This window comes from Phosphitispora fastidiosa (assembly GCF_019008365.1).
GTDB lineage: Bacteria > Bacillota > Thermincolia > Thermincolales > UBA2595 > Phosphitispora > Phosphitispora fastidiosa.
In genome coordinates, this window is the sequence record NZ_JAHHUL010000003.1 from 22,549 (window position 1) to 48,814 (window position 26,266).

Sequence of the window (26,266 nt, forward strand, 5' to 3'; positions counted from 1 at the left end):
GGCTATTTATTCACTATTTCCTTATACACTTCGATATACTCTTTAACCATTTTCTCCTGTGAAAATCTCTTGATAACTGTCTCCCGGCATAATTTTCTGGAAACATTCTCTACATCTTTCACCTTTTGTGCCATTTCTTCTATATTTGAGACAATAAAACCATTCCGGCCATTTTCAATGATCTCAGGCATGGAACCTTTCCCAAAGGCAAGTACAGGCGTACCACAGGCCATTGCTTCAACAACACTTAACCCAAAAGGCTCGTTAAAATTAATTGCATGAAGTAATGCGTAGGCATTGCTTAAAACAGAATCCTTTTCTGGCGGTGAGACACAACCGATATAAGTAATATCATCATTCAAGTAAGGCTGAACATATTCTTCATAATACCTCCGGTCCTGAATAAGCCCAGCAATAACCAGCTTCATTTTCGCCATTTTGGCGACCTGAATAGCCTCCCAGGTACCTTTATCAGAGTGTATTCTGCCAAAATAGAGCAAATAATCCCCTTTATTTTCATTAAAGGGGAAATTACTAATATCTATACCATGATAGACAGTCCTGATATAATCAAGGTCTGAGCTCCTATCAGCGTCACTTATGGAAACATAATGGGTTGTTGCATTATATTTCTGATAAACAGGCAAAATCTTCGGTGAAGAAAAACCATGAATTGTGGTAACCATTGGAGTTTTTATTAACCCACTATAAGTCAAAGGCAAAAAGTCATAGTTATTATGTATAATATCAAATTCGTCTGCCTGCTCCATTACTTCTGATATATGAAGGCATTCCCATACTTTGGGATCTATGGCTTTATCCTCCTCGTAAGGCGCTTGGCATATACTTCTTAACTTAGCCGACGTCAAGGAATCACCGGTGGCAAATAAGGTAACATCTATTTTTTCCTTAACAAGTCCCTCTGTAAGCAGTGATGCTACTGTCTCCCATGGGCCATAGTGTCTTGGCGGGGTTCTCCAAGCAATTGGTGAAATTATTGCAACTCTCATATAAAATTGCCTCCATATCATTATTCTATTATTTAACCAATTATACACAAATTGACCAATCAAAGCAATTTACACTACATAACTGTGCAGGAATTGTCGGATAGATGTGTACAATTTCTGCTAAGCAGAAGGGCCAGAAATCTTGTGGACCGAGAATAAAGATATAACTTCACCAAATCTGACTCGTGACTGGCAAAATGCCCTCTCGCAAGGCGCACGGTTCAACCCAACCGGAGGCATAATGGAATTATTCCGAGGATTGGGTTGAACCGCGTAACGAAGCGAGAGGGCATTTTGACGCACATGCACTATTCTTTGCCGTTCCAGCAATAGGTACACACATTGTCCCAGGGCAAGCCGATTGCATCCAGCATATCATACAGGGATTGATATTTTAATGTGGTAAAGTTCAAACGCATTTTAATCCAGTCAATCATACAACTGTATTTTTCTGAATCCGGTTTGCAATACTCATCCAGCGAAGCCGGCTCATTACCTTCCAGGTCCCGTATAGCCCGCCGGGCTACCAGGTCCATCTCTGAGTTTGACCTGGAGAAATTAAGGTATTTGCAGCCGAAAACCAGTGGGGGACAAGCGGACCGAATGTGCACTTCTTTGGCATTACAGTTGTAAAGCAGCTCAGTTGTCTCCCTCATTTGGGTACCGCGCACAATGGAGTCATCACAGAAAAGAATCCGCTTTTCTGCCACTAATTCAGTGATAGGTATAAGCTTCATCCTGGCGACAAGATTTCGGATATTCTGGTCCTGTGGCATAAAACTTCTGGCCCAGGTGGGTGTATATTTGATGAAAGGCCTGCCGTAAGGAACCCGGGATTCATTAGAATAACCTATGGCATGGGCGATACCGGAATCAGGTATTCCGGCGATTAGGTCTGCTTCCACATCATCATTGCGGGCTAAGGCAGCGCCATTACGATACCGCATGACCTCGACATTCATTCCTTCATATGATGAAGAAGGATAACCATAATAGACCCATAGGAAAGCACATATTTTCATTTTTTCACGGGGAGGTGAAATTTTTTCGATACCTTCAGGTGTTACAAGAATGGTTTCTCCAGGTCCAAGCTCATATTTCATCTGATATCCCATATTGGGAAAAGCACAAGACTCGAAGGATACACAGTAAGCTCCTTCTTTTTCACCGACAATCAGAGGTGTTCTGCCGAAACGGTCCCTGGCGGCATAGATTCCTTCTGAAGTCAGTATCAGCATAGTGCATGAACCGTCAATAGCTTCCTGCGCTTTTTGGATACCTTCTTTAAAGGACTCTCCTTCATCTATCAAAGAGGAAACTACTTCAGTAGGATTGATTACACCCCTGCTCATCTCTAAAAAATGAGTATTTTTTTTTGCTAAGGATTTATTGGCCAGATTCTGAATATTGTTAATCCGTCCTACAGTGGTTATTGCATAGTGGCCCAGGTGGGAATAAACCAACAGAGGTTGGGCCTCATTATCACTGATGCACCCAATGCCCATATTGCCCTCCAGACCTGATAAATCGTTCTCAAATTTTGCTCTGAACTGAATGTTTTCGATATTATGGATGGATCTTACAAAACTATTTCCGGTCCAAACTGCCATTCCACCCCGGCTTGTACCTAAGTGTGAGTGATAATCAGTACCGAAATATAAATCCATAACACAATTGCCTTTTGACGCTACCCCAAATAGTCCCCCCATAATATATTCACTCTCCTGCGTTTATTTAAAATACCTTGACTCCTGTTGATTATTATTCTTCTATAATGTCAGTATGGTAATCTTGCAGGGATCTTGCCTTATCTTCTTTCGAATGAGTTTCCCTGTAGGCTTTGATTCCTTTAACACTTGCCATTGCGGCAGTAAGGGTGGTGATATATGGTATCTTATGTTTGATAGCGGTCTTCCGAATATAGGAATCATCATGCTGGCCTTGTTTACCGATTGGTGTATTTACAATCAGCTGTACTTTTTTGTTCATTATAGCATCTGTTATATTTGGACGGCCCTCGTATAATTTCTTAATTAATTCTGATTTAATGCCGTTTTTGGCTAAAAAGCTGTGGGTCCCTTTAGTAGCTTTTATTTTAAAGTCAAGCTCGGTGAACATCCTGGCGACCTGAAGCGCAGCGGCTTTATCCTGCTGGGCGACACTGATTAAAACAGTTCCTGAGGTCGGCAGGGATACCTGGGTGCCCTCCTCTGCTTTGAAGAAAGCAAGTCCGAAGGAATTTGCAATACCTAAGACTTCTCCGGTAGAACGCATTTCCGGTCCTAGAAGAGGATCTACCTCAGGGAACATGCTAAATGGGAAAACAGCCTCTTTTACTCCAAAATGGGTAATCTTCCTGGGTTTTAACTCCTTGATCAGCGATTTTTTTCCTGTCAGGTTAGACAGAATAATTTCTGTGGCGATATGTGCCATGGATATATTGCAGACCTTTGAAACCAGAGGAACTGTTCGTGAAGCGCGGGGATTGGCTTCCAGAACATAAACACGATCATCTGCAATAGCATACTGCATGTTCATCAGACCGATGACTTTCATTTTGCTGGCGATTTTTGAGGTATATTCGTAAATGGTCTGCAGATGCGTCGGTGCAATATTGATTGGAGGGATTACACATGCTGAATCCCCGGAATGAACACCTGCCAATTCGATATGTTCCATTACAGCGGGTACAAAAGCGTCGGTTCCATCAGCAATGGCATCTGCTTCTGCTTCGATAGCATTTTCCAGGAACCTGTCTATCAGAATAGGCCGTTCCGGGGTTACATCAACAGCGGCTTTCACATATTGGTGAAGCATTCCCTCATCATAAATAATTTCCATGCCGCGTCCGCCGAGAACATATGATGGCCTAACCATCAATGGATATCCGATTTTGCCGGCAATCGAAAGCGCCTCTTCCAGGGTGCTGGCCATGCCGGATTCAGGCATTGGGATATCGAGTTCTTCCATAATTTGACGGAACATGTCGCGGTCTTCGGCAAGATCTATTGTTTCCGGGGTAGTGCCCAGAATTCTGGCTCCGGCTTTAGCAAGTTCTCCGGCAATATTCAACGGAGTCTGCCCGCCAAATTGAATGATTATCCCCAGGGGGTTTTCTTTGTGGTAAATGCTGAGTACATCTTCAACAGTCAGTGGCTCAAAATACAGCTTATCTGATGTATCATAGTCAGTGGAAACCGTTTCGGGATTGCAGTTTACCATTATGGTCTCATAGCCCATATCACGCAAAGCAAAGGCTGCATGTACACAACAGTAATCAAACTCTATTCCCTGACCGATCCGGTTAGGACCTCCTCCGAGTATCATGACCTTCTGCCTGTTGCTGGACTGGGTTTTGTCCTCTGCATTATAGGTTGAAAAATAATATGCCGCATCCTCTACACCACTTACAGGAACCGGTTCCCAGCCTTCAACTACTCCTAAAGCAATACGCCGGTTCCTGATTTGTTCCTCCGGGATCCCTAAAAGCAGAGCCAGGTAACGATCGGCAAAACCGTCTTTTTTTGCCTGGATAAGTAAAGCGTCAGGCAGTGAGTCCCCGGCATATTTCAGGATTTCTTCCTCCAATAAAACCAGTTCCTTCATTTGTTCAATGAACCAGGGTTTGATATAAGTTAAATTGCTGAGTTCATTAATATCTGCTCCCTTGCGTAATGCTTCATACATAATGAACTGCCGCTCACTGGATGGCTCTGTGAGCAATTCCAGAAGCTGCTTCAGGGAACACTTATTGAAGTCCTTGGCAAACCCCAGGCCATAACGGCCAATTTCAAGGGAACGAATAGATTTTTGGAAGGCTTCTTTATAGTTTTTCCCGATACTCATGACTTCACCGACAGCCTTCATCTGGGTGCCAAGTTTGTCGTGAGAACCTTTGAACTTCTCAAAGGCCCAGCGCGGAAATTTAACAACCACATAATCACCGGATGGAGTATATTTATCAAGTGTCCCCTCACGCCAATAAGGAATTTCATCTAAAGTAAGACCTGCGGCCAGCATTGAAGAAATCAGGGCAATAGGAAAACCTGTGGCTTTAGATGCTAAGGCTGAAGATCGTGAAGTCCGGGGGTTTATTTCAATAACCACTACCCGGCCGGTTTTCGGGTCATGAGCAAATTGCACATTAGTGCCGCCAATTACCTGTATTGCTTCTACGATATCGTAAGAGTATTTCTGCAAACGCTGTTGCAGTTCAGGACTAATTGTCAGCATTGGTGCCGAGCAGAAGGAGTCACCTGTATGCACACCAATGGCATCTATATTTTCTATAAAACACACAGTAATCATTTGGTTTTTGGCATCACGTACGACTTCGAGTTCCAGCTCCTCCCAGCCAAGTACCGATTCTTCAACAAGGATCTGTCCAATAAGGCTGGCGGCAATCCCCCGTTGAGCAATAACCCTGAGTTCCTCAACATTATATACCAGTCCGCCCCCTGTGCCGCCCATAGTATAAGCAGGGCGGATAACTACAGGGAATCCAAGTTCCAGGGCAATTTTTTCTGCTTCATCGATACTGTAAGCAGGTTTGCTTTGAGGCATCTCAATACCAAGTTTATTCATGGTTTCTTTAAAGGCAATTCTGTCTTCACCGCGTTCTATTGCATCTACCTGAACTCCAATTACTTTAACGTCATATTTTTCAAGAACTCCTGCTTTTGAAAGCTCTAAGCACAGGTTAAGGGCGGATTGACCTCCTAAATTAGGCAGCAGCGCATCAGGGCGCTCCTTAGCAATTATCTCAGATACCCTTTCCAGGTTAAGCGGTTCGATATAAGTTGCATCAGCCATAGCAGGGTCAGTCATAATAGTTGCCGGATTTGAGTTAACCAGTACGATTTTATAACCCAGCTTTCGCAGAGCTTTACAAGCCTGAGTACCGGAATAATCAAATTCACAGGCTTGTCCTATAATTATGGGTCCTGAGCCTATAATCAGTATTTTGTTGATGTCAGTTCGTTTTGGCATGTTTTATCTCCTTACTTTATTAATGTAGAGTCTCTCATGAAACATTATATAATAATTTAAACTTAATAACATTTTTTCTATGAAATTTTTTTCTATAAAATTTAAAAATGAAGGTTTATCAAGGTCTCTGGGTCTGTCCATGATGTTTGAGAAGGAAGTTCAATAACCTGAAGAAATTAAATTCGCCAAAATTTGTCGAAATAAAGGGAAACTTTGTATCAATCAATAATTATATTTATATATGTTTCAGGGAGGTGTTTCATGAGATGAATTATTACAAGAGAAGTTTGGAAATTTACGGTAAATTTTTCTTCGGTTGTTTAGCTTTGGTAATAGCGGTACTTACATTTTTGCCAGTACAGGTAAGTGCAGCGGAAATTTATGATGTGGATATACTCTTAAACGGTAATTGTGCCAATGGGTTCAATAACTGGGAGGGGGATACCGGAAGTTTTATTTCAGACACATCAGCTAATCTTGGATTGGATCCAAGTCCTGATGCGACTGATCCGGCAGGCTGGTGCTTTACTTTTTATCCAGGAGCGGCGGCAGCTGCATCTCTTTCACAGACAGTATCATTGACAGATTATGCTGTAAATATTTCAAATGGAGCAGTTAATCTTGAATTATCCGGATATGTTTCAAGATATAAAGCAGTATCTGCCAATAAAATAAGAATACAGTTACTGGACAATAGTGGAGTTCTTATTTCAGGGGAGGAATATGAAACTGTTGGAAGCACTGCCGATACGGATGTTTCATGGGAGCAAAAAACTATTAATATATCATCAATTCATCCAAACACGCGAAGTGTAAAAGTGATTCTGGAAGCTACAATAAACGTTTCGCCGGATGTAATAGCAGATTATATCCAGTATGATGGTATCCAACTTAAGTTACATGAAGTACCTACCTATACAGTAACTTATGATGGCAACAGCAACACCGGGGGTGCGGTACCCACTGATGCTACCAGCTACCATAATGGCGACACTGCAACCGTCATGGGAAATACGGGAAGCCTTGTCAGGACAGGATATACTTTTGCGGGCTGGAATACGGCGGCCAATGGGAGCGGTACGAGCTACACCGGGGGAGACACCTTTGCCATAGGCACCAGTAATGTCACCCTGTATGCCCAGTGGACAGTCGTGGATTACACCGTGACCTATAATGGCAATACAAATACAGGCGGTTCGGTGCCCACAGATGGCAATACATATAACATCACAGATACAGTTACCGTCCTGGGGAATACCGGAAGCCTGGTCAAGGCAGGCTACACCTTTGCAGGCTGGAATACAGCGGCTAATGGGAGCGGTACCAGCTACACCGGGGGAGACACCTTTGCCATGGGCAGCAGCAATGTCACCCTGTATGCCCAGTGGACCGAAAATACCTATACAGTAACTTATGACGGCAACAGCAACACCGGGGGTGCGGTACCCACTGATGCTACCAGCTACCATAATGGCGACACTGCAACCGTCCTGGGAAATACGGGAAGCCTTGTCAGGACAGGATATACTTTTGCGGGCTGGAATACGGCGGCCAATGGGAGCGGTACCAGCTACACCGGGGGAGACACCTTTGCCATAGGCACCAGTAATGTCACCTTATATGCCCAGTGGACAGCCGTGGATTACACCGTGACCTATAATGGCAATACAAATACAGGCGGTTCGGTGCCCACAGATGGCAATACATATAATATTACGGATACAGTCATCGTACTGGGGAATACCGGCTCCCTGGTGAAAACAGGCTACACCTTTGCAGGCTGGAATACAGCGGCTAATGGGAGCGGTACCAGCTACACCGGAGGAGACACCTTTGCCATGGGCAGCAGCAATGTCACCCTGTATGCCCAGTGGACCGAAAATACCTATACAGTAACTTATGACGGCAACAGCAACACCGGGGGTGCGGTACCCACTGATGCTACCAGCTACCATAATGGCGACACTGCAACCGTCCTGGGAAATACGGGAAGCCTTGTCAGGACAGGATATGCTTTTGCGGGCTGGAATACAGCGGCTAATGGGAGCGGTACCAGCTACACCGGGGGAGACACCTTTGCCATGGGCAGCAGCAATGTCACCCTGTATGCCCAGTGGAGAAAAAATAGTTCCGGAGGCTCAACAACACCGACACCAACTATAGATACCAAAACCGAGGTAGTCGTTGACGGTCAAGTGGAATTGGCCGGAACAACCACAAATGAATTAGTAAATGGAGAGACTGTAACAACTGTTACTGTAGATGAAAGCATTCTTGAAAAAATTCTTAATACCGAGGGCAGCAACATTACAGTTCAAATTCCCATCAGCGGTAACTCCGACGTTAATGTAGGAGAGCTTACCGGAAAGGTTATAAAGACTATGGAAACAAAAGGTGCTGTCTTGGAGATACAGACACAAACAGTAAAATACACTATTCCTGCATCGGAAATTAATATAGATAATGTGTTAGCAGAATTGGGAGGAGAGGTTGAGCACAAAGACGTGAAAATAAGCATAAAAATAGCCCAGTCTCCTAAGGACACTGTACGCATCATTGAAGACACTGCAAATAAGAACAACTACCAGATAGTCGTAAAACCCATAGACTTTCAAATAACGTCCAGCAGCGGAGAAAAGACGGTCAATGTTTCCGAATTCAACGGGTTTGTTGAAAGAACCGTTGCCATACCGGATGGTATAGACCCCTCAAAGATAACAACGGGTATTGTACTAAATGAGGACGGAACTTTCTCCCATGTGCCTACCCAGGTGATTGTTATTGATGGAAAATGTTACGCCAAAATCAACAGCCTGACCAACAGCACTTATGGCGTTATATGGAACCCCAGAGAATTCATAGATGTTAGGGACCACTGGGCCAAAGACGCTGTCAATGATATGGGTTCGAGGCTTGTCATCGGCGGTATTGGTAATGATATGTTTGCACCTGACCGTGATATTACCAGGGCAGAATTTGCGGCAATAATTGTAAGAGCACTAGGACTGAAGCCAGGAACGGAGAATAATCCATTTACTGATATAAAAACTGCCGATTGGTATTATGAACATGTACAAATTGCTTACGAGTATGGTATAGTATCAGGTTTTGGCAACAGCAAGTTTGGCCCTATGGACAAAATTACCCGTGAGCAGGCAATGACTATGATATTCAGAGCTATGAACATTACGGGATTAAAAGTAGAAATAATTGATGAAACAGAAAGTGTACTTGCTGAATATGTGGATGGAACCACAGCGGCAAACTGGGCCAAAGAAAGTATTGCTGCATGTGTAAAGACACAAATTGTATCCGGTAAAAATGGCAGTATTATTGCTCCCCGGGAGAATATTACCAGAGCAGAAGTTGCAATAATGGTAAGCAGACTTTTACAAAAATCGAATCTGATTTAAGCTCAATTCAAAAAACCGCTGACTAAGAGTGCTAAGACATCTTAGACGGCGGTTTTTTTACATATTAGATACAGGATGCATGGAATATTCTACCCGAAAAGGGATTTTTATTAAGCTGTCGAAATGTATTTGGTAAGTAAACCGAATGGGTAACACTGGAAGCTGCCAAATTATGAGTTTTAAGGGGTGATTTTTAGGATGAAAAAATTGATTCTTTTGTTATCGGTTTTTCTATTATGTGGTTCCTTTATCGGTTTTCCTGTTCTGGCACATGCGGCTGAAGTTAATTTGATTGAAACAGCTAACCAGATGAATGACCTGGGTAAAAGTGGTCAGTATGAAGGATGTATCAAACTGGCAGATGAGATGCTGGCAAAAGATCTATTAATTATGGAAGCTTATCGGAATAAGTCTAATTGTTATTTTGAAATGGGCAGGACCAGAGAAGCATTGGATACATTAGCGGAACAACTTAAACTAAACCACAACAACCAACTGGCTCTTTATAATGCAGCATGTGCCGGTGCCAAACTGGGGGAAAAAGATCAGGCAATTAATTATTTGAAACGGCTTTTAGCTTTGAATATCAGCGATAAAATTGCCATTCGGCAAGACAGCGACTTTAATGCCATTAGACAGACACCGGAATTCCAGAATTTTATTGGTATCAGTGTCCGAGTCGGAGGGGAACTGCTTGATTTGGACGTGCAGCCGTTAATTTCAGAAGGAAGAACCATGGTTCCTATGCGTGCAATTTTTGAGGCTCTTGGGGCACAGGTTTCATGGGACGGAAATGCCCGAACTGTTACCGCCAACAAAGACGGAACTACCATTGTTCTCACAATAGATAAAAAACTGTCTAAAATAAACGGCACAAACAAAGACTTGGATGTGGCTCCTTTTTTAAAGGATGGCAGAACACTGGTGCCGGTGAGATTTATCTCTGAAGCTCTTGGCGCTGAGGTTAACTGGGATGCAGATAATCAATTGGTAGAAATTTTAACTGATAAACCCAAGGGAATAGGCGCCGACTACGAAGCAGTTAAAAAGGAGTTGGACAATCTGATTACCGTATCGGTAGTTGATGGATTATGGCCTGAACCGTATAATCTCTATGCAACCGAAGGGATGACCCTAATTATTGCCAAGGATAAGAAGGCATTGGACTTAATGGATTCTTTGGACGACCCCTTAAGGGCCCGGTATATGTATGAAACTGCATATGATAATTTTGCATTAGTTATAGGGTGTGAAATAGTAAAGATGAAATTTATCTATGACGGTAAAGTATATTATTCGGGAGATATGTATTCTAAACAAGAGGGAGAAGGGATTGAACTGACGTATTATTCCAAAGGGTTACCGATAAATGTGGTAAAGCAGTATAAGGGGGTTTTAGATTATAAGGACTTCTATCAACTCCCTATAGAAGAACAAATCACTTCTCAAATCGATGATTAACTGTCTGATCCAATATAGGCGGTTTGTTTTCCAATACTATATTACTGTGCAGGTGAAAAACAGTTTCCGTGGTTTATCCGGAGGCTGTTTTTTCTTAATAAGTCTGCCACAAGGCCCCTAAGTCAATAACCAACTCGGGAAAATCCGGGTGTTCGACAACCTCTTCATCCATTCCGGATGCAGCAAGGGCATATATGCCATCCTTCAGAAAAAAACATTCCAGACTTTTTTCGTCCGGGTTCACCAGCCAATAGTGCAGGACCTGGATATTCCGGTAAATCCGCATCTTTGTCAGCCTGTCTTTGCGACCGGTTGAAGGAGACATTACTTCAACCACCAGTTTTGGAGGGCCGTCAATACGTTTTTTCTTTACGATTGGTTTTTGTTCCCCCGCAATATAGAACACATCTGGCTGGACAACAGTAATATCCTGAAACGTTACATCCAATGGTGCATTGAAAATTTCGCCACCGGGGTCAGCCTTCCAAAAGTAGTCTTCCAAAATTCGCTGCAGCCGGCGGGATACCCTCTGGTGCATAACATTGGGTGACGGGTCCCTGACCAAAACCCCTTCGAGAACCTCGAACCGGTATCCTGGTTCTTCCGGGAGTTCCAGGTAATCCTGATAAGTATACTTTTTAGTGGGGTCGATCTCATACCTGGCCGCATTTTCCTGAACGGTTGACCCGGCCAGCGCTTTAATTACATCGGCATAACGGTAACGGTATTGTTTATTGCCCAGGTCCACGCAGGGGATTTTTTTCTCTCGGGTGTATCTCCAGATTGTGTCAACAGCCAGGTTTAAAGTATCAGCCAGAACGTGGGCGGTTATCAGTTCGTTATTATCAGCCATGCTATCACCTCTGTTTCTATTATATGTTTGCCTCTATTGTATACCGAATATTAACCAAAGTAAACTGTAACCAACCAAAACAAAGAGCATCGACAATTTACATAAATCTACTATTTCCGACAGGATTTTCTGGTTGCTCATAGAAGTTATCAATAAGTATAAGCAAAAATAAATGCGGCTTATCTACAGAATATCAAGTGTTGAAGTAATGATTTTAAGGAAAGGGGTATTAAGAACAATATGACTTATAAGGGGGTAATGAACAAGCTGGAATAATACCGACCGACCCCGGTGCCACCTGGAAGCTGTACAGTGATGATAGCTGCACAAGTGAAATAGTTGATTGAAACGGCTGGAACAGATGCAGAGGTAATTATCAATGGTAAAGTTGAAAGTATAGGGACATGGCAAGGGCATTGGGTTTACAGCCTGGAACAGGTGAACAGGACATGGCAATGATAGACAGGGCGTCTGAGATTACAGGTCTCCAATATCAGGCCAATGCTCAGGAGTCGGAAAATTTGCTGGCAGAGTATAATGATTCTCACAAATCTGCTGACTGGGCGAAGACGAGTATTGCAAAGTGTTTAAAAATGGGTATAGTTTCAGGAAGAGATGATAAGACACTTGCACCAAAAGATAAGATTACGAGAGCTGGAATATTATTTTGGGGAGGGATTGCATGTTTGACAAAAAGATGATTCGAATTTTTAAAGCAGCTACAGTACTGATACTTATTCTTGTTGTGACCAGTACCACAGCAATTGCGTCAACACCTTCAGACATAACCTCACACTGGTCAAAGGACAAAATCCAAAAATGGCTTGATCAGGGTCTGGCGAGCGGTTTTCCGGATGGCACGTTTAAGCCTGATGAGAATATATCAAGGGCTGAATTCATGGCCTTTACAAATAATGCTTTTGGTTACACCGAAGGCAAAGAGATTAATTACAGGGATGTACCCTCAGGCATATGGTATGAAAATGTTGTGGCAAGAGCTGCAGCAGCGGGTTATATTGCCGGTTACCCTGATGGCACCATGAAACCTGAAGCGCCAATAACCCGTCAGGAAGCAGCGGCAATTATATCCAGAATTCAGGAGTTGCCGGCTAATCCCGGCGCTGTTCTCAAATTCAGTGACGGGGCTGATGTATCCCAATGGGCCAAAGGTGCAGTGGGTGCTGTAATTGAAGCTGCCTATATGAATGGTTACCCTGACGGTTCCTTTATGCCCGGGAAATATGTAACCAGAGCTGAGGCATTGGCAGCTTTGGATAATGTCATTTCCAATTCAATTACCGGGGTTGTTTATGAGCAGGCCGGTTTGTACGGGCCTGCAGACGGTATTGAAACAATAGCAAAGGATGTAATCATTAAAGCCGATGGCATCACTCTTCAGAATATAAAAGTAAATGGGGATTTAATTATTGCTGAAGAAGTGGGCGAAGGAACAGTAACCTTAAACAACGTAACTGTTGTGGGGACCGCCCGGGTAAGAGGCGGCGGACCTGACAGTATTGTTATTAACGGGGGCATGTATAATAGTATTGTTATTGAGAAAGTCAATAACAAAGTTCGCATAGTGGCCAAGGGTGTTAAAGGCCCGGAAGGTAAACTGGTGGGTGTTATCTTAACAGATGGCGTTACTGATAAAGAGGTCATCTTTGAAGGTGATTTTAGTGAAATCACCGTAGAAAAGAATTTAACCGGGGTCAATTTGATATTCAATGCAGGTACAAATGTTAACAATCTGGTGTTAAATTCACCGATAGATGTAAGTGGGCCGGGGAATATTGAAAATACTGTAAACGACTTTGAAGTCGAAACCCCTGGCAGCAGCAGCGGTGGCAGCGGTGGCAGCAGTAATAGGCCGCCCGGCAGTGCAAGCAGTCCTGCACCGGCAGCCGGAGCGGAAAATGTTGATTTTTTAAGCCCGGTGTTAGGCTGGACATGCTCTGATCCCGATGGACATGCTTTGACCTATGATATTTATTTTGGCACTGACCAAAACCTGGTTGCCGAAATGGATCAGGCAGTAAAAGCAGTAACCGGACATCAGGCTGCCACATATACGGCCGGTCTGTTGGAAGGAAGTACAAAATACTACTGGAAGGTAATGGCCAATGACGGCCGCGGCGGAGAAACGGCCGGTCCCTTATGGGAATTTACCACTAAGGCACCGGAGGTCATAACCAATGGCTTAGGGTATTTTAAAATTGAAAACAATGACAGTACCAAGTTCATCGAAGGCTTTGTCACCCACAACCGTGGCGGGGCCACAGTCCCCGGGGCAAAACTTACCTACCCTGTGGACATATTTGAACAGCCTGGTGATATTATAGTTACCAAAGCCGCTTATGCTGCCACAAGAATACAAAACGTTTATTGGAAGAATATTACCGGCTATGTATATGGTGAGGACAGTGTTCACGATGCGGTTTATAGTTGGGATGAACTAAATTATGTGTTTGAGGTGCCTGTCAGGGACACCTTTAATCCCGGCTGGACAGATACGCCTCCGGAACTCCTTATCGAAGGGATTAATCCCGGTGACGAGGTATCGGGAACCATAAGCTTTGATGTATCACTTAAATCGGGAAATGAATTTTTTGCCGGTTATGTTTACCTGGGCGGAGAGCAGCGGTATCCCAATGACGGCTTTGCAGTAGAGACAGCACAGATACCGGTAACGATTGATACAACCCGTTATCCCAATGGCAATACCTATATCAGAATACTGGTTTATGACGAAAATGACAACGCTGTCTTGTCAGTCATTCCGGTAGTTGTTGAAAACACTGCCGGCAGCACGGAGTTACCCGGTGCAATTACCAGTCTGAATTTATCCTCTGAAACAAAAAATATAAATTTCGGTTATTACTCTTTGCCGGTTGATGGGGTAGAAGGAGCAAATATAAAGCAGTCCGGCCTTGATCCCGTTGATGTTTCCATTTCTAACAGGCTAACCTGGGGTTTGGCCATGGGAGCAAGTGGTTATAAGGTTTATCGGAGTTTTGACGGGGTGGACTATACTCTGATTGGAACAGTAAAACTTGGAAGATTCGACGACTATAGCCACCTGCTCGAAATCGGCAAAAAAACATATTACAAAGTTGTTCCGTTTAACAGCTTCGGGGACAATGAAGGGGGCGCCTTGACCAGGTTTGTTATACCCCTGCCTGCTCTTTATGTCTATTTGGACAGCCCGCAAAACGGCTTAAAGGACGCGGGTCTTGCACCTATATTTAGCTGGCACGTCTCAACCGGCGGCGGTGATTTTGATGAATCTCTTTATGGTCCCGTTACCCAGGAGTTTCAATTTTCATTATATGATGCCACGGATTATCGGATAGATTCCCAATATTTTACTGACCGGTTTGATTATGTAGTACCCTTTGAGCTTAATCCCGGTGGAATTTATTCCTGGGATATAAGCTCGGCAGAGGCCTTCGCAATGTTTGAGTCCGATAGTACCGGATTTTCCTATGCCGTATCTACAGCCGGTAACGGTTCTGCTAATGGAGAAAATATCTTCACTACCACTGTTAATGATATCCAGTCACCAGGTAATATTTCAGTTGATTACCTGAACTATCAGGATAACAACTATGATAGCGGGCAGGTTTTGGTCAAAACCGCCAACCTGGCTGCTCTGGAAAAATCCCTGAAGCATTATGGCAGTGAATCTCTAAAGGTGTGGGAGAATATCGGCTGGAGCCTGGTAAAAACACCGGAAGGAGATACTGTAGAAAGCTTTATCCATAAACTGCTCAGAGACAGCGATGTCATTATGGCACAGCCCGATTTTATGATGGAAGCTCCTGAACCACAGGTGGCGGATGAGCAGCAGCAATTAATGAGCCTGGCGGCGGCAGAAGCTCCTGCAATTGATGTAGGGCCGGAGGCAGCCCTGGACAAATCATGGGGCCTGCAAAATATCAATGCCCAGGGGGCCTGGCAGCAAACCACCGGTGACAGTAATGTAATTCTGGCTGTCATTGATACCGGTGTGGACACGACCCACCCGGAATTTGCCGATAAGACCTTTATAGGACCCTATGATGCCACCGGTGAAGGTAATCCGAATGTTGACTTCAGCGGGCACGGCACACATGTGGCCGGGATTGCCGGGGATAACGGCAGGAACGGTAAGCTTGCCGGCATCGCCTGGGATTCTCCTATTATGCCGGTGAGAGTGGAAGACAGCAGTGGAAGAATTCTAACTTCATATTTGATTGAAGGGACTGAAGCTGTAGCGGATTATGTGTACAATAACCCGGATTACCGTGCTGTAATCAATATGAGCGTAGGGGGACGGCGGGATTACAATTTTGCCTTTAAAGACGCCATCGATTATGCTTTGGACAATGGTGTGGTATTTGTGACTTCTGCAGGCGACGGCTCCAAGAGAATTCCGAGTTACCCGGCATCTTATAACGGTGTAATAGCTGTGGCGGCTTCCACACCGTATAATACTGAGGCCGACTCCTCCAACACCGGGCCCTGGATTTCGGTGGCGGCACCCGGCGAAAAAATATATTCCACGTATAGTTACGAATCGTATCAATTCCTGGATGGCACGACAGCGGCTTCCCCATATGTTGCGGGAGCTGCGGCGCTGTTACTTTCCAAGTACCCCGACCTTACTCCCATCGAGGTAAAGAATCAGCTGGAACAAACCGCCCAGGGAAATGATTTCAACGAAGAACTGGGGTATGGGGTTATTGATTTAAACGCTATGCTGGGGGCTATTGAGCCGATGCGATATGGTTCATTGACAGTAAGCACCAATATTAAAGATACTGCCTCTGTAAGCGGAATCGGACATGGGGTAATTTCCGTTTTCGATATCAATGAAAACCTGGTGGCTTATGGACTAACCGGGGAAAACGGGGGACACGTCTTCCACTCAATGCCTTCCGGTGATTACCAGGTAGTGTTGTCGTACTATGATCACTACAAAGAAGAATACAGTTATCAAATACAGAATGTGAGCATTCAACCGTCAGAGTCCGTGGAAATCACAGTTAACTTCAGTATCCCGCAATTTGTTATCAAGACGTCGGTATATCTGGAGAACATCCAGAATACTGAAGGACAGCATGAAATACCGATAACCGTTGTGCAGGAAGGGATATATGAATTTACCACCTCTTACTACATGGAAGACTGTGATACCGTTTTGTATATTTATGATACGAACGGTACTGAGATTGCCTATAATGATGACTATAGTGACGGGTATTATTCCTCTATTATGTTATCTCTGTCCCCAGGAGATTATACCGTTCGCATTGAGGAATATGGGGGCGATGTATTGAATTGTGCTTTAGAGATCCTTGTGCTTGATGTAATATATTAACTTTCGTTGAGGTTTCAAAAGGGATAAAAAAATATCCTTAAATGACATTTAGCGCAGCACCAATTATGGTTGACTGCGCTAAATGTCGTTCAAATGAAGAAGTGAATGGGCTTTTTTTCTTGAATTATAGGCACAAATAGTGTATACTACATTACAACAGTAAAGTACTAATTTGGTGCTGGTTTTTAGGGGGTGTCGCAGCTGAAGCTTAACACCGAAGGAATGAAACCCATATATATCCAAATTGCAGAATGGCTGGAAACAGAAATACTTTCCGCAAGCATAAAGAGTGATGAAAAAATATACTCTCAATATCAACTTGCCGAGATGTTCAATATTAACCCGGCCACTGCAGCCAAAGGGCTTAATATATTGGCTGACGAAAAAATCTTATATAAAAAGCGGGGACTGGGTATGTTCGTGTCACCCAAGGCGAAAGAAAGTATTCTGGAGAAACGGAAAAATCAAATGTTAAAAAATTTGGTATTGGAATTGGTTACGGAAGCGGAGCGTTTAGGTGTAGATGAAAATGAACTGATTAGCATGATAAGGACTTCTAAAAAATTTATGGGGGGAAGGGATCATGAACGTAATTGAGTCCTGGGGACTTACCAAAACATATGGGAACCTGAAGGCTGTAGATAACCTTTCTTTTAATATCGAAGGAAATAAGATTACCGGGTTAATTGGGCGCAACGGGGCCGGTAAAACAACACTTTTAAAACTGATTGCCGGTTTCTTACATAAGACTTCAGGAGAGATTGAGGTTTTTTCGGAAAACCCTTTTAACAGCATTAAAGTATCTGCCAATATGATATTTATTGATGATAATATGAGTTTCCCGGCTTCTTTGCACCTCGTGGATATCCTTGAAACGGCAGATAATTTTTATGATAACTGGGATGCAGGACTCGCTAACGGCCTTATCGATTATTTTAATTTGAATCCCGGGCAGCCTCACAGTAACCTTTCAAAGGGTATGAAGAGCGCTTTTAATATGATCATTGGGCTGTCTGCCCGATGCCCGCTGACAATTTATGATGAGCCGACAACAGGAATGGATGTAGCAGTCAGAAAAGATTTTTACAGGGCTTTACTTAAGGATTACATTCAAAATCCGCGGACGATAATTATATCAAGTCACCTTTTAAATGAAGTGGAACATGTCTTGGAAGATATTTTATTATTAAGGGAAGGCCAAAAATGTATGCATATGCCTGTTGAAGAACTTAAGGAATTGGCCATTTGTCTAAAGGGGAAAGCAGGTATAATTCAGGAACTGGCGACAGGCAAAGAAATTTACCATAAGGAAAACATAGGGAAAGACAGCGCCTATGTTGTCGTAAAAAACGATTTTACGGAGGATAGGCTGCAAAATGTAAAGTTGTCAGGAGTCGAAATAACTCCTGTGGCAACTGAGGAGCTTTGTGTTTTTCTTACTTCCAGAAACAAAGGGGGTATTGATGATGTCTTTGACAGAAACTAATTTGATTGAAGTTACTAAAAGGCAGTATTTTTATAAGCTCAGAGGTTATATGAGCATGTTTTTAAATATGGTTGGAGTTCAGATAGTGGCGCTTCTGTTTTCATCCGGTGGGGTCTCGGGTTCTTCGGGAATGAGCTCTAATAATATACAATTTTCTGTTAACTGGTTTTCTGCGGATATGGTTATAAGTTTTACTTTAATGTGGGCTTTTGTGGTGGCGATTTATTTAACCACAAACGACTATCGAAATATTGATTTTGGTTTTGTATCTAATCGGCTGAGCAGTAATATATCTAATATTGCTTTTTTATTAACGGCAGGTGTTGCAGGTGGAATTACAGCATCTTTGGCAGGCTATCTGATAAGGGTTATAGTGTATTTGTCCACTGGAAGCCAAAATATTGTCAGCGAAAACTTCTTAATTTTACCTCAGGAATTACTTGCCGGCACTATAGCCGCAGCTTTATACATTATTTTGGTCAGCTCCCTTGGATATTTTGTGGGTGTACTGGCCCAACTGCATAAAATATTTGTTGTTTTACTGCCTGCACTTATATTTGGCGCCATGATTGCGGAAACCAGAATTGCGGGTAAGCCGCAGACTTTTGTAAAGCTGACCGAATTTTTTACTAATGAAGGGTCATTTACACTGTTTGCATTAAAAGTAATGATAACTGTCGTTGTACTTTTTTGGGGTGGAATAATTATGTCCAATAGATTGGAGGTAAGGCAGTGATGGTAAATAATAAAAAGTTACAGTGGATTTTAGGTATATATTTAGCTATCCTGCTTTTATCCGCTGCCGCTGTTTATATGATTCCCAAGGAGAGTTTTTTTGCTCAGGATATCCTTACTTCAGAAAAGATAGCAAAAGCTCAGCTTGCTGCGGGGAATTTATATGAAGCGGCAATAGAAGGGAAATTAGATCAGGTTGAAGGTGTATCCGTCAATGGGCAATGGAATTTTGATTACACTGGAAATGAACTTAAGATTATTGAGACAGACCATAATTTAACAATCGTAGCCCAAAGGAAGGAAGCAGACGATAATAAAATTGAAATAAGCAGTTATATGCCGCTTACTATTTTGGAGGGGATTGACTTCACCGGCAGGATAGAACCGCCAAAAGTTAGGTTATCAGGAAATGAATTAATAATAAAACCAATGGACCTTTATCAAGTTGAGTTTGTGAAGTTCAACAGGGATTTTACTGTGGCCCAATTTTGGGGTAACAGTGCAGAACAAGGCAGGCAGGGGCATCAAATAAGCCATGTTGCCGGAAACCCGCTGCTTTATTTACGTATTCCCAAAGGCCTCCAAATCGATTCTGATAATCCGGGCTTTCAGATTATTCCAAAAAGGTGAGCACCAGAGCTCACCTTTTTTGTAACCTGCCGAATCATATACAATAATTAATTATAGTGGTATAATATGGGTATTGTTTATGGACAGTTTTGCTCTGTTATGAAGGGGGTTAGAAAAATGGATGAAGGGATATTGGTTGAGGGTTCATTCAGTGATGTCGTTAATTTTGCCATGCAGCAGAACTATGTTCCAATCATAAAAAAACTAACCGTAAAAAACCTTCGCGAGGAAGATATCAGAGATATAGATATTGAGATTACAGTAGAACCGGAATTTGCCCATCAGTGGACCATGAGGATTGAAGTAATACCCGGATTACAGGCGGTAGAACTGGGTCCCCTGAATATTAAACTGTCTCCGGTGTTTTTATACAGCCTGACAGAAAAAATGTCGGGTACCGTTTTCGTTGAAGTAAAACATGGTGAATCCTTACTGGCAAGTGTGGCACATGATATCGGCGTACTGGCTTTTAATGAATGGAGCGGCAGCCTGATTATGCCGGAGATAATATGTGCCTTTATTACTCCCAACCACCCTAAGGTCACTGAGATTATCATGAAATCTAAGCCGATACTGCAGGAATGGTGTGGCAGCCCTTCTTTTACCGGATATCAAAGCAATAACATAAATGCGGTAAAAATGCAGATGGCTGCTATTTATGCGGTCCTGCAGAAAGAAAATATCACCTATTGCATGCCGCCGGCGAGTTACGAAAGCATAGGGCAGCGGGTCCGCCTCTGTGATACAGTGCTCTCTCAGAAGATGGGGACCTGTCTTGATCTGTCACTGTTGTATGCTTCCTGTCTGGAAGCAGTTGGTCTCAATCCCCTGGTTATTTTTCTAAAAGGGCATGCATTTGCCGGTTGCTGGCTGGAAGACCAGTGTTTTGCCGAATGTGTGCAGGATGATGTTTCCCTGGTCACCAAAAGGATAGCGGAAGGCATCAATGAAATTTGTCTGGTTGAGGCTACCTGCTATGTTGCCGGCAAAACAATGACTTTTGAGGATGCGGTTAAAGAAGGGAAAAATAACTTGACTGATGTCGGGCAATTTGATTTTCTGGTTGATGTTAAGCGTTCCCGGGGGAGCGGGATAAGACCGATTCCTTTATTGAAGACTTCGGATGATGGCCGGGTTATTTGTGATGAAATGGGTCCCGGGCAAACCTCGTCAGGCGGAATAGAGGATTTGGTAAATGTGCCTGAAGAACTTGAAGTATTTGAAAAGATAAAACAGGTTGACCATCTTGACCTGACCCGTCAGCAAATTTGGGAACGTAAGCTGCTTGACTTGAGTTTGAGAAACACCCTGGTCAACTTCCGGGTTACAAAAACCACTATCCAATTGATGGTCAGCCAATTGGGGGAACTGGAAGACGAATTGGCCGGGGGCCAGGAGTTTCAAATCATGGCAAAGCCCAGGGATTGGAACAATACGCTGCGTGATGCCAAAATATTTGCAGTGGAAAACCAGGCCTCGGCCTTGGACAGTCTGTCCCGAACGGAGTTTGCCAACAGAAGAATACGGACCTTTATTGAAGAAAATGAGGTAGCCTATCGTGTTACCAATCTCTACCGCCAGGCGAAGCTCAGCCTGGAGGAGAATGGCACAAACACGCTTTTTTTGGCGCTGGGTTTCTTAAAATGGTACGAGTCTGAAGTCAGTGAAAAGGCCAGATATGCACCGGTTGTGTTGATTCCCGTCGAGATTGTGCGCAAGTCTGCCCAGAAGGGCTATGTTATTCGCAGCCGTGATGAGGAACCGCAAATGAACATCACCCTGCTGGAAATGCTGCGTCAGGATTTTGGCCTGACTATTGGCGGTTTAGACCCGTTGCCAACTGATGCCAGCGGTATAGATTTAAAGATGGTCTTCAACATAATTCGCCAGGCTGTGATGGGAAAGTCCAGGTGGGACGTGGAAGAATTTGCTTTCATCGGCTTGTTTTCATTTAGCCGGTTCATTATGTGGAATGATATCCGCAATCGTTCGGATGATTTGAAGGAAAATAAGGTTGTCGCCAGTTTACTGTCAGGTAAGATGGAGTGGATACCAAATGAAGATTTCCCTTCTCCCGATACCCTGGATGATGTTTACAGCCCCCAGGACCTGGCAGTGCCTATCAATGCAGATTCATCACAATTGTCGGCGATTGCCGCGGCTGGCAGAGAGAACAGTTTTGTTTTACACGGACCCCCGGGGACGGGCAAATCGCAAACGATAACTAACATTATTGCCAATGCATTGTTCCAGGGTAAGTCTGTGCTCTTTATTGCCGAAAAAATGGCGGCCCTGTCTGTGGTGCAAAAAAGACTGGAGTCAATTGGGTTAGCGCCTTTCTGTTTGGAATTGCACTCCAATAAGGCCAGGAAAAAAGATGTGCTGGAGCAGTTGGAGAAGGTGCTGACAATTGGAAAATACCGGTCACCGCAGGAATATGAGTCCCAGGCCAACCGCCTGCACGGTTTGCGGAAAAAACTAAACAGTGTGGTTGCGGCGGTTCATCAGAAAAGGCATTTCGGATTTTCTCTCTATGATGCCATTACCTGTTTTGAGCAATACAGGGACTATGCCGACTGCATAAAGTTTACCCGGGAACAAATCAAAACCCTGACCCCGGAAAAATATACACTTTGGGTTGACCTGGCAGGTGAATTGAAAACCGCAGGCCTGGAATGTGGCGGCGCTGCCTGTAATCCATTAAGCGCATTTGCCAAATGCAGTTATTCTCAAAGTATTAAGGATGAAATCAGGAAAGACCTGAAAAATTATGTAGAGGCAACAAGCAATTTGCAGGATGGAATCATGAAGCTTGGGCGGCTGCTCGGGTTGGAAAAACCCCTGTCTTACCGCCAGCTTCGCGCCTTCATAGATTTAATTACACTGCTCAACATAACTCAAACCATACCGGGCAAGTTATTTGCCTATCAGGAGCTTAGCTTGCTGCAGGAAACTGTGGCCATGGTCTGTGAAGAGGGAGGGAAACGGAATGAGCTGCAGAAGCAGCTTTTATCCGAGTTTTCCGAGGCAATTCTTTCCTTCGATGCGGAGACTGCTATGCAGCAGTGGAGATTAGCGGAAACAAAATGGTTCCTGCCAAAACTCCTGGGGCAGAACAAAGTTGCCAAATCCCTTAAGGTGATGGCGAAAAATCCAGGTGAATTTAAAAAAGAGAAGACAGTTGTCTACATGAACCTGGTCTTACAGTATAAGGCAAAAGCAAAGGCAATTGATGAACAGAAAGATCTGTTTAATGAATTGTTCGGCTTATTGTGGCACGAGGGCCGGGCAGACTGGACGGCAATCAGTGAGACCTATGCCGCTGCCGTTAAAGGGAATGCCCTGATTTCGGCTATTTGTAACAGTAGCTCGGAGAGACAGGCCGTGAGGTCCGGAATTGTTGCCGAAGTGTTAACTGATTTAACCGGATTCCGGCACTCTTACGGGGATGCTTTAAAATCTGTGGCTGCCCACTGGGACCGGATAAAGGTGATCGAAGACAACCTTTCCCAAAAGGCTGGAATCGAGTTTGATAAGCTCAGAGAAAGCGCAGATTGGCCGGCAGACGTCCTCAAAAAGGCTGGGGAATGGTTGGAAAACCTGGAGAACCTGAGAAACTGGTGTACCTACTTAAGTACTAAAGCAAAAGTATCAGAAGCAGGACTGTCAAATCTGATTTTGGCCTATGAGAGCGGTCAGGCATCTGAAGAAGAACTTTTACCGGTGTTCTATCGGGGAGTCTCCCATGCGTGTGCCGTTTTTGTTGTTGAAGAGGAAAAATGCTTATCTGATTTTAATGGGGCTGTTTTTGAAAATGAAATCTCAAAATATAAGCAAACCTGCGCTGATTATGAAACCCTTACAAAATATGAACTTATTTCGAGATTGAGCGCCAAGATACCGGCGACCCCGGCTAGTTTTGCCAATTCCTCGGAAATCGGGATACTGCAAAAGGCAATCAGAAGCGGAGGCAGGATGTTATCTATCCGGAAACTGTTTGACGGTATTCCCAACCTGCTTAGAAGATTATGTCCCTGTATGCTGATGAGCCCGATTTCAGTTGCCCAGTACATTGACCCCCAATACCCCCAGTTTGACCTGATTGTGTTTGATGAAGCATCACAAATGCCGACCTGTGAGGCTGTCGGGGCAATGGCCCGGGGTAGCAATGTTATCGTGGTCGGTGACCCAAAACAGTTACCGCCAACAAACTTTTTTAACCCGGACAGGGTTGATGAGGACAATTATGAAAAGGAAGATTTGGAGAGTATCCTGGACGACTGTCTGGCATTATCCATGCCGCAACAGCATTTGCGGTGGCATTACCGTTCCCGTCATGAGAGTCTGATAGCATTTAGTAATATACAATATTATGGTAACCTGTTTACTTTCCCATCACCCAATGATCTGGTATCATGTGTGAAATATGTCCCGGTAGAGGGCTATTACGACAGAGGTAAAACAAAACAGAACCGGGCTGAGGCCGAGGCCGTAACCTCTGAAATAATCAGGAGATTAAGTGATCCTCTGCTTTGTGAACAAAGTATAGGGGTGGTAACCTTCAACTCGGTACAGCAGAATTTAATCGATGATTTACTGGTAGAGGTCTTTGCCAAAAATCCTGAACTTGAAGAAATAAATAACCGGTCATATGAGCCGATCTTTGTCAAAAACCTGGAGAATGTACAGGGTGATGAACGTGATGTAATTCTGTTTTCCGTTGGTTACGGCCCGGATGCTTCCGGAAAGGTAACCTTAAACTTCGGCCCGGTTAACCGGGAGGGTGGCTGGCGCAGATTAAATGTCGCAGTATCCCGGGCGAGAAATGAAATGATGGTGTTTTCCACCCTTAGGCCGGAACAAATTGATTTATCCAAAACAAGATCATTGGGAGTGGAAGGATTAAAGGCATTCCTGGAGTATGCGCAGAAGGGGAAGAGCGCTTTGGCTGCTAAGGCATCAAATATGTCTGTGAAAAAGGGGATTACCGAAAAACTGATTGCAGAAAAAATCCGGAAACTGGGCTACGAAGTTAAAACCAATATTGGTTGTTCCGGGTACAAAATTGATATCGCCATAGTTCACCCGGATAAAAAGGATGAATACATATTAGGAATAATGTGTGATGGGAAGACCTATCACTCGGCAAATACAGCACGGGACAGAAATATTCTGCAAAGTAATGTACTGCAGTCATTGGGCTGGAATATATACCGGCTGTGGATTTTGGACTGGTGGGAGAACCAAGACAGGGAACTGGAGAAAATCCGCACTGCCGTGGAGCAAGCGCTTATAAACAAAGAGGAAAAACCCATGGTAAAGGCAACCCCGGAAACTATCAGGCCGGTCAGATTTAATTATGCTGACAATAAAGCAGAACCCCCTGCCAAAAACACACCTGTTGATGAAAATGTCAGGTATGAGGTTTGTGTTTTACAGGGCAGCAGCGGCGGAGTAGATGAATTCTATCTGCCGCAGAATAACGGGCTGATTCAGACGCAAATCGAACAGGTTTTGGAAGTGGAAGCCCCGGTAAGCAAGAATCTGTTGTGCCGGCGCGTTCTGGGCGCGTGGGATATAGCGCGTTTGGGAACTCGGCTGGAGAAGCGGTTTGAAGAATTTTTTCGGGAGCTGAAGTTGAAGAAAAACATTTCCCATAATGTTGCGTTCTATTGGAACAGTTCGCAAGTACCGGCTGAATATACCATGTTCCGGGTCCCGGCAAGTGATGCCACCCGCAGAAACATGGAAGACCTTTGTTCCGAGGAAATAGCTAATGCGATAAAACACATTTTAAAAAGTCAGGTCAGTATACTCAAACCGGATTTAATCAGGGAAGTATATAAAATCTTCGGTTTTTCCCGTGGCAGTGCTTCTATTGAGAAGATTATTTCTGTGGGCCTAAAAGAGGCTGTAAAAAGAAATTATGTAGTCCTTGATGGTGCAGACAGGGTAATTATCAAAGGATGATTTTTTCTGAACATGAGAGGCTGGAGGTTGGTGACTTACCCGATTTGGAAGATTACCTGGTGGATTATTACGAGGATGATATCAGGGTTACAATAAAGGTAGACGAGTCAGACTGGGATTCTTTTTCAGCCTCTGAGAAGGAAGATTTTCTGCAAGGCATTTGTGACGACATTTGGTATGATTTTGAAGATGCCGATATTACCGGGACGGTCAAAGAAGGAAGCTCAATTCTGCAGACATTTGAGGCATCAGCCGGTGATGATGTATCGATAGAATAGAAAATATGATGGATGATAAACCCCCGCATCGGAGCTGCCGGAGCTAACTCCGTTTGGGGGTTCGTTTTAATTCCCTGCG

14 protein-coding genes are annotated in these 26,266 nt (G+C 43.8%); 10 read left to right on the plus strand and 4 right to left on the minus strand.

Annotation, left to right across the window (positions count from 1 at the left end; genetic code table 11):
• Positions 1–2: 2 nt before the first annotated feature.
• From Ga0451573_RS04300 to carB, 3 genes are all read right to left on the minus strand, one after another.
• A complete protein-coding gene (locus tag Ga0451573_RS04300; RefSeq protein WP_231682655.1) occupies positions 3–1,010 on the minus strand; it encodes a glycosyltransferase family 4 protein in 1,008 nt (335 codons plus the stop codon).
• Positions 1,011–1,318: 308 nt separating this feature from the next.
• A complete protein-coding gene (locus Ga0451573_RS04305; RefSeq protein WP_231682656.1) occupies positions 1,319–2,719 on the minus strand; it encodes an amidophosphoribosyltransferase in 1,401 nt (466 codons plus the stop codon).
• A 52-nt stretch (positions 2,720–2,771) separates the two neighbouring features.
• Entirely contained in the window at positions 2,772–5,999 is a 3,228-nt protein-coding gene (carB, locus tag Ga0451573_RS04310) for a carbamoyl-phosphate synthase large subunit (protein ID WP_231682657.1), read from the minus strand.
• Positions 6,000–6,265: 266 nt separating this feature from the next.
• Between carB and Ga0451573_RS04315 the strand changes: the two genes are divergently transcribed.
• Positions 6,266–9,412 (plus strand): InlB B-repeat-containing protein, encoded by a 3,147-nt coding sequence (locus tag Ga0451573_RS04315; protein WP_231682658.1) that lies wholly within the window; start codon positions 6,266–6,268, stop codon positions 9,410–9,412.
• A gap of 198 nt (positions 9,413–9,610) precedes the next feature.
• Positions 9,611–10,873, plus strand: coding sequence for a copper amine oxidase N-terminal domain-containing protein (locus Ga0451573_RS04320; protein ID WP_231682659.1), 1,263 nt, complete (start codon positions 9,611–9,613; stop codon positions 10,871–10,873).
• Positions 10,874–10,967: 94 nt separating this feature from the next.
• Here the strand turns inward: Ga0451573_RS04320 and Ga0451573_RS04325 are convergent, their stop codons facing one another.
• Complete coding sequence (locus Ga0451573_RS04325; RefSeq protein WP_231682660.1) at positions 10,968–11,726, minus strand: Uma2 family endonuclease; 759 nt, start codon at positions 11,724–11,726, stop codon at positions 10,968–10,970.
• Positions 11,727–12,175: 449 nt separating this feature from the next.
• On the opposite strand from Ga0451573_RS04325, the gene Ga0451573_RS04330 reads away from it, so the two are divergent.
• The 8 genes from Ga0451573_RS04330 to Ga0451573_RS04365 all read left to right on the plus strand — a co-directional run bounded on the left by Ga0451573_RS04330 (position 12,176) and on the right by Ga0451573_RS04365 (position 26,187).
• On the plus strand, positions 12,176–12,427 hold the full coding sequence (locus tag Ga0451573_RS04330; protein ID WP_231682661.1) for an S-layer homology domain-containing protein: 252 nt from the start codon (positions 12,176–12,178) through the stop codon (positions 12,425–12,427).
• Positions 12,409–17,088: a S8 family serine peptidase gene (locus Ga0451573_RS04335; RefSeq protein ID WP_231682662.1), complete on the plus strand. Its 4,680-nt coding sequence runs from the start codon at positions 12,409–12,411 to the stop codon at positions 17,086–17,088. The genes Ga0451573_RS04330 and Ga0451573_RS04335 overlap by 19 nt, the downstream gene beginning before the upstream one ends.
• 201 nt (positions 17,089–17,289) lie before the next feature.
• Positions 17,290–17,685: a GntR family transcriptional regulator gene (locus tag Ga0451573_RS04340; protein WP_231682857.1), complete on the plus strand. Its 396-nt coding sequence runs from the start codon at positions 17,290–17,292 to the stop codon at positions 17,683–17,685.
• A complete protein-coding gene (locus Ga0451573_RS04345) occupies positions 17,672–18,574 on the plus strand; it encodes an ABC transporter ATP-binding protein (protein ID WP_231682663.1) in 903 nt (300 codons plus the stop codon). Before Ga0451573_RS04340 ends, Ga0451573_RS04345 begins: the two co-directional genes overlap by 14 nt.
• A complete protein-coding gene (locus Ga0451573_RS04350; RefSeq protein WP_231682664.1) occupies positions 18,552–19,310 on the plus strand; it encodes a hypothetical protein in 759 nt (252 codons plus the stop codon). The genes Ga0451573_RS04345 and Ga0451573_RS04350 overlap by 23 nt, the downstream gene beginning before the upstream one ends.
• The gene (locus tag Ga0451573_RS04355) at positions 19,307–19,939 is read left to right on the plus strand and encodes a hypothetical protein (protein ID WP_231682665.1); all 633 of its coding nucleotides are present in this window, start codon (positions 19,307–19,309) and stop codon (positions 19,937–19,939) included. Before Ga0451573_RS04350 ends, Ga0451573_RS04355 begins: the two co-directional genes overlap by 4 nt.
• A 117-nt stretch (positions 19,940–20,056) precedes the next feature.
• Positions 20,057–25,909, plus strand: coding sequence for an anti-phage protein ProA (gene proA / locus Ga0451573_RS04360; protein WP_231682666.1), 5,853 nt, complete (start codon positions 20,057–20,059; stop codon positions 25,907–25,909).
• On the plus strand, positions 25,906–26,187 hold the full coding sequence (locus tag Ga0451573_RS04365; RefSeq protein ID WP_231682667.1) for a hypothetical protein: 282 nt from the start codon (positions 25,906–25,908) through the stop codon (positions 26,185–26,187). Before proA ends, Ga0451573_RS04365 begins: the two co-directional genes overlap by 4 nt.
• Positions 26,188–26,266: the final 79 nt, after the last annotated feature.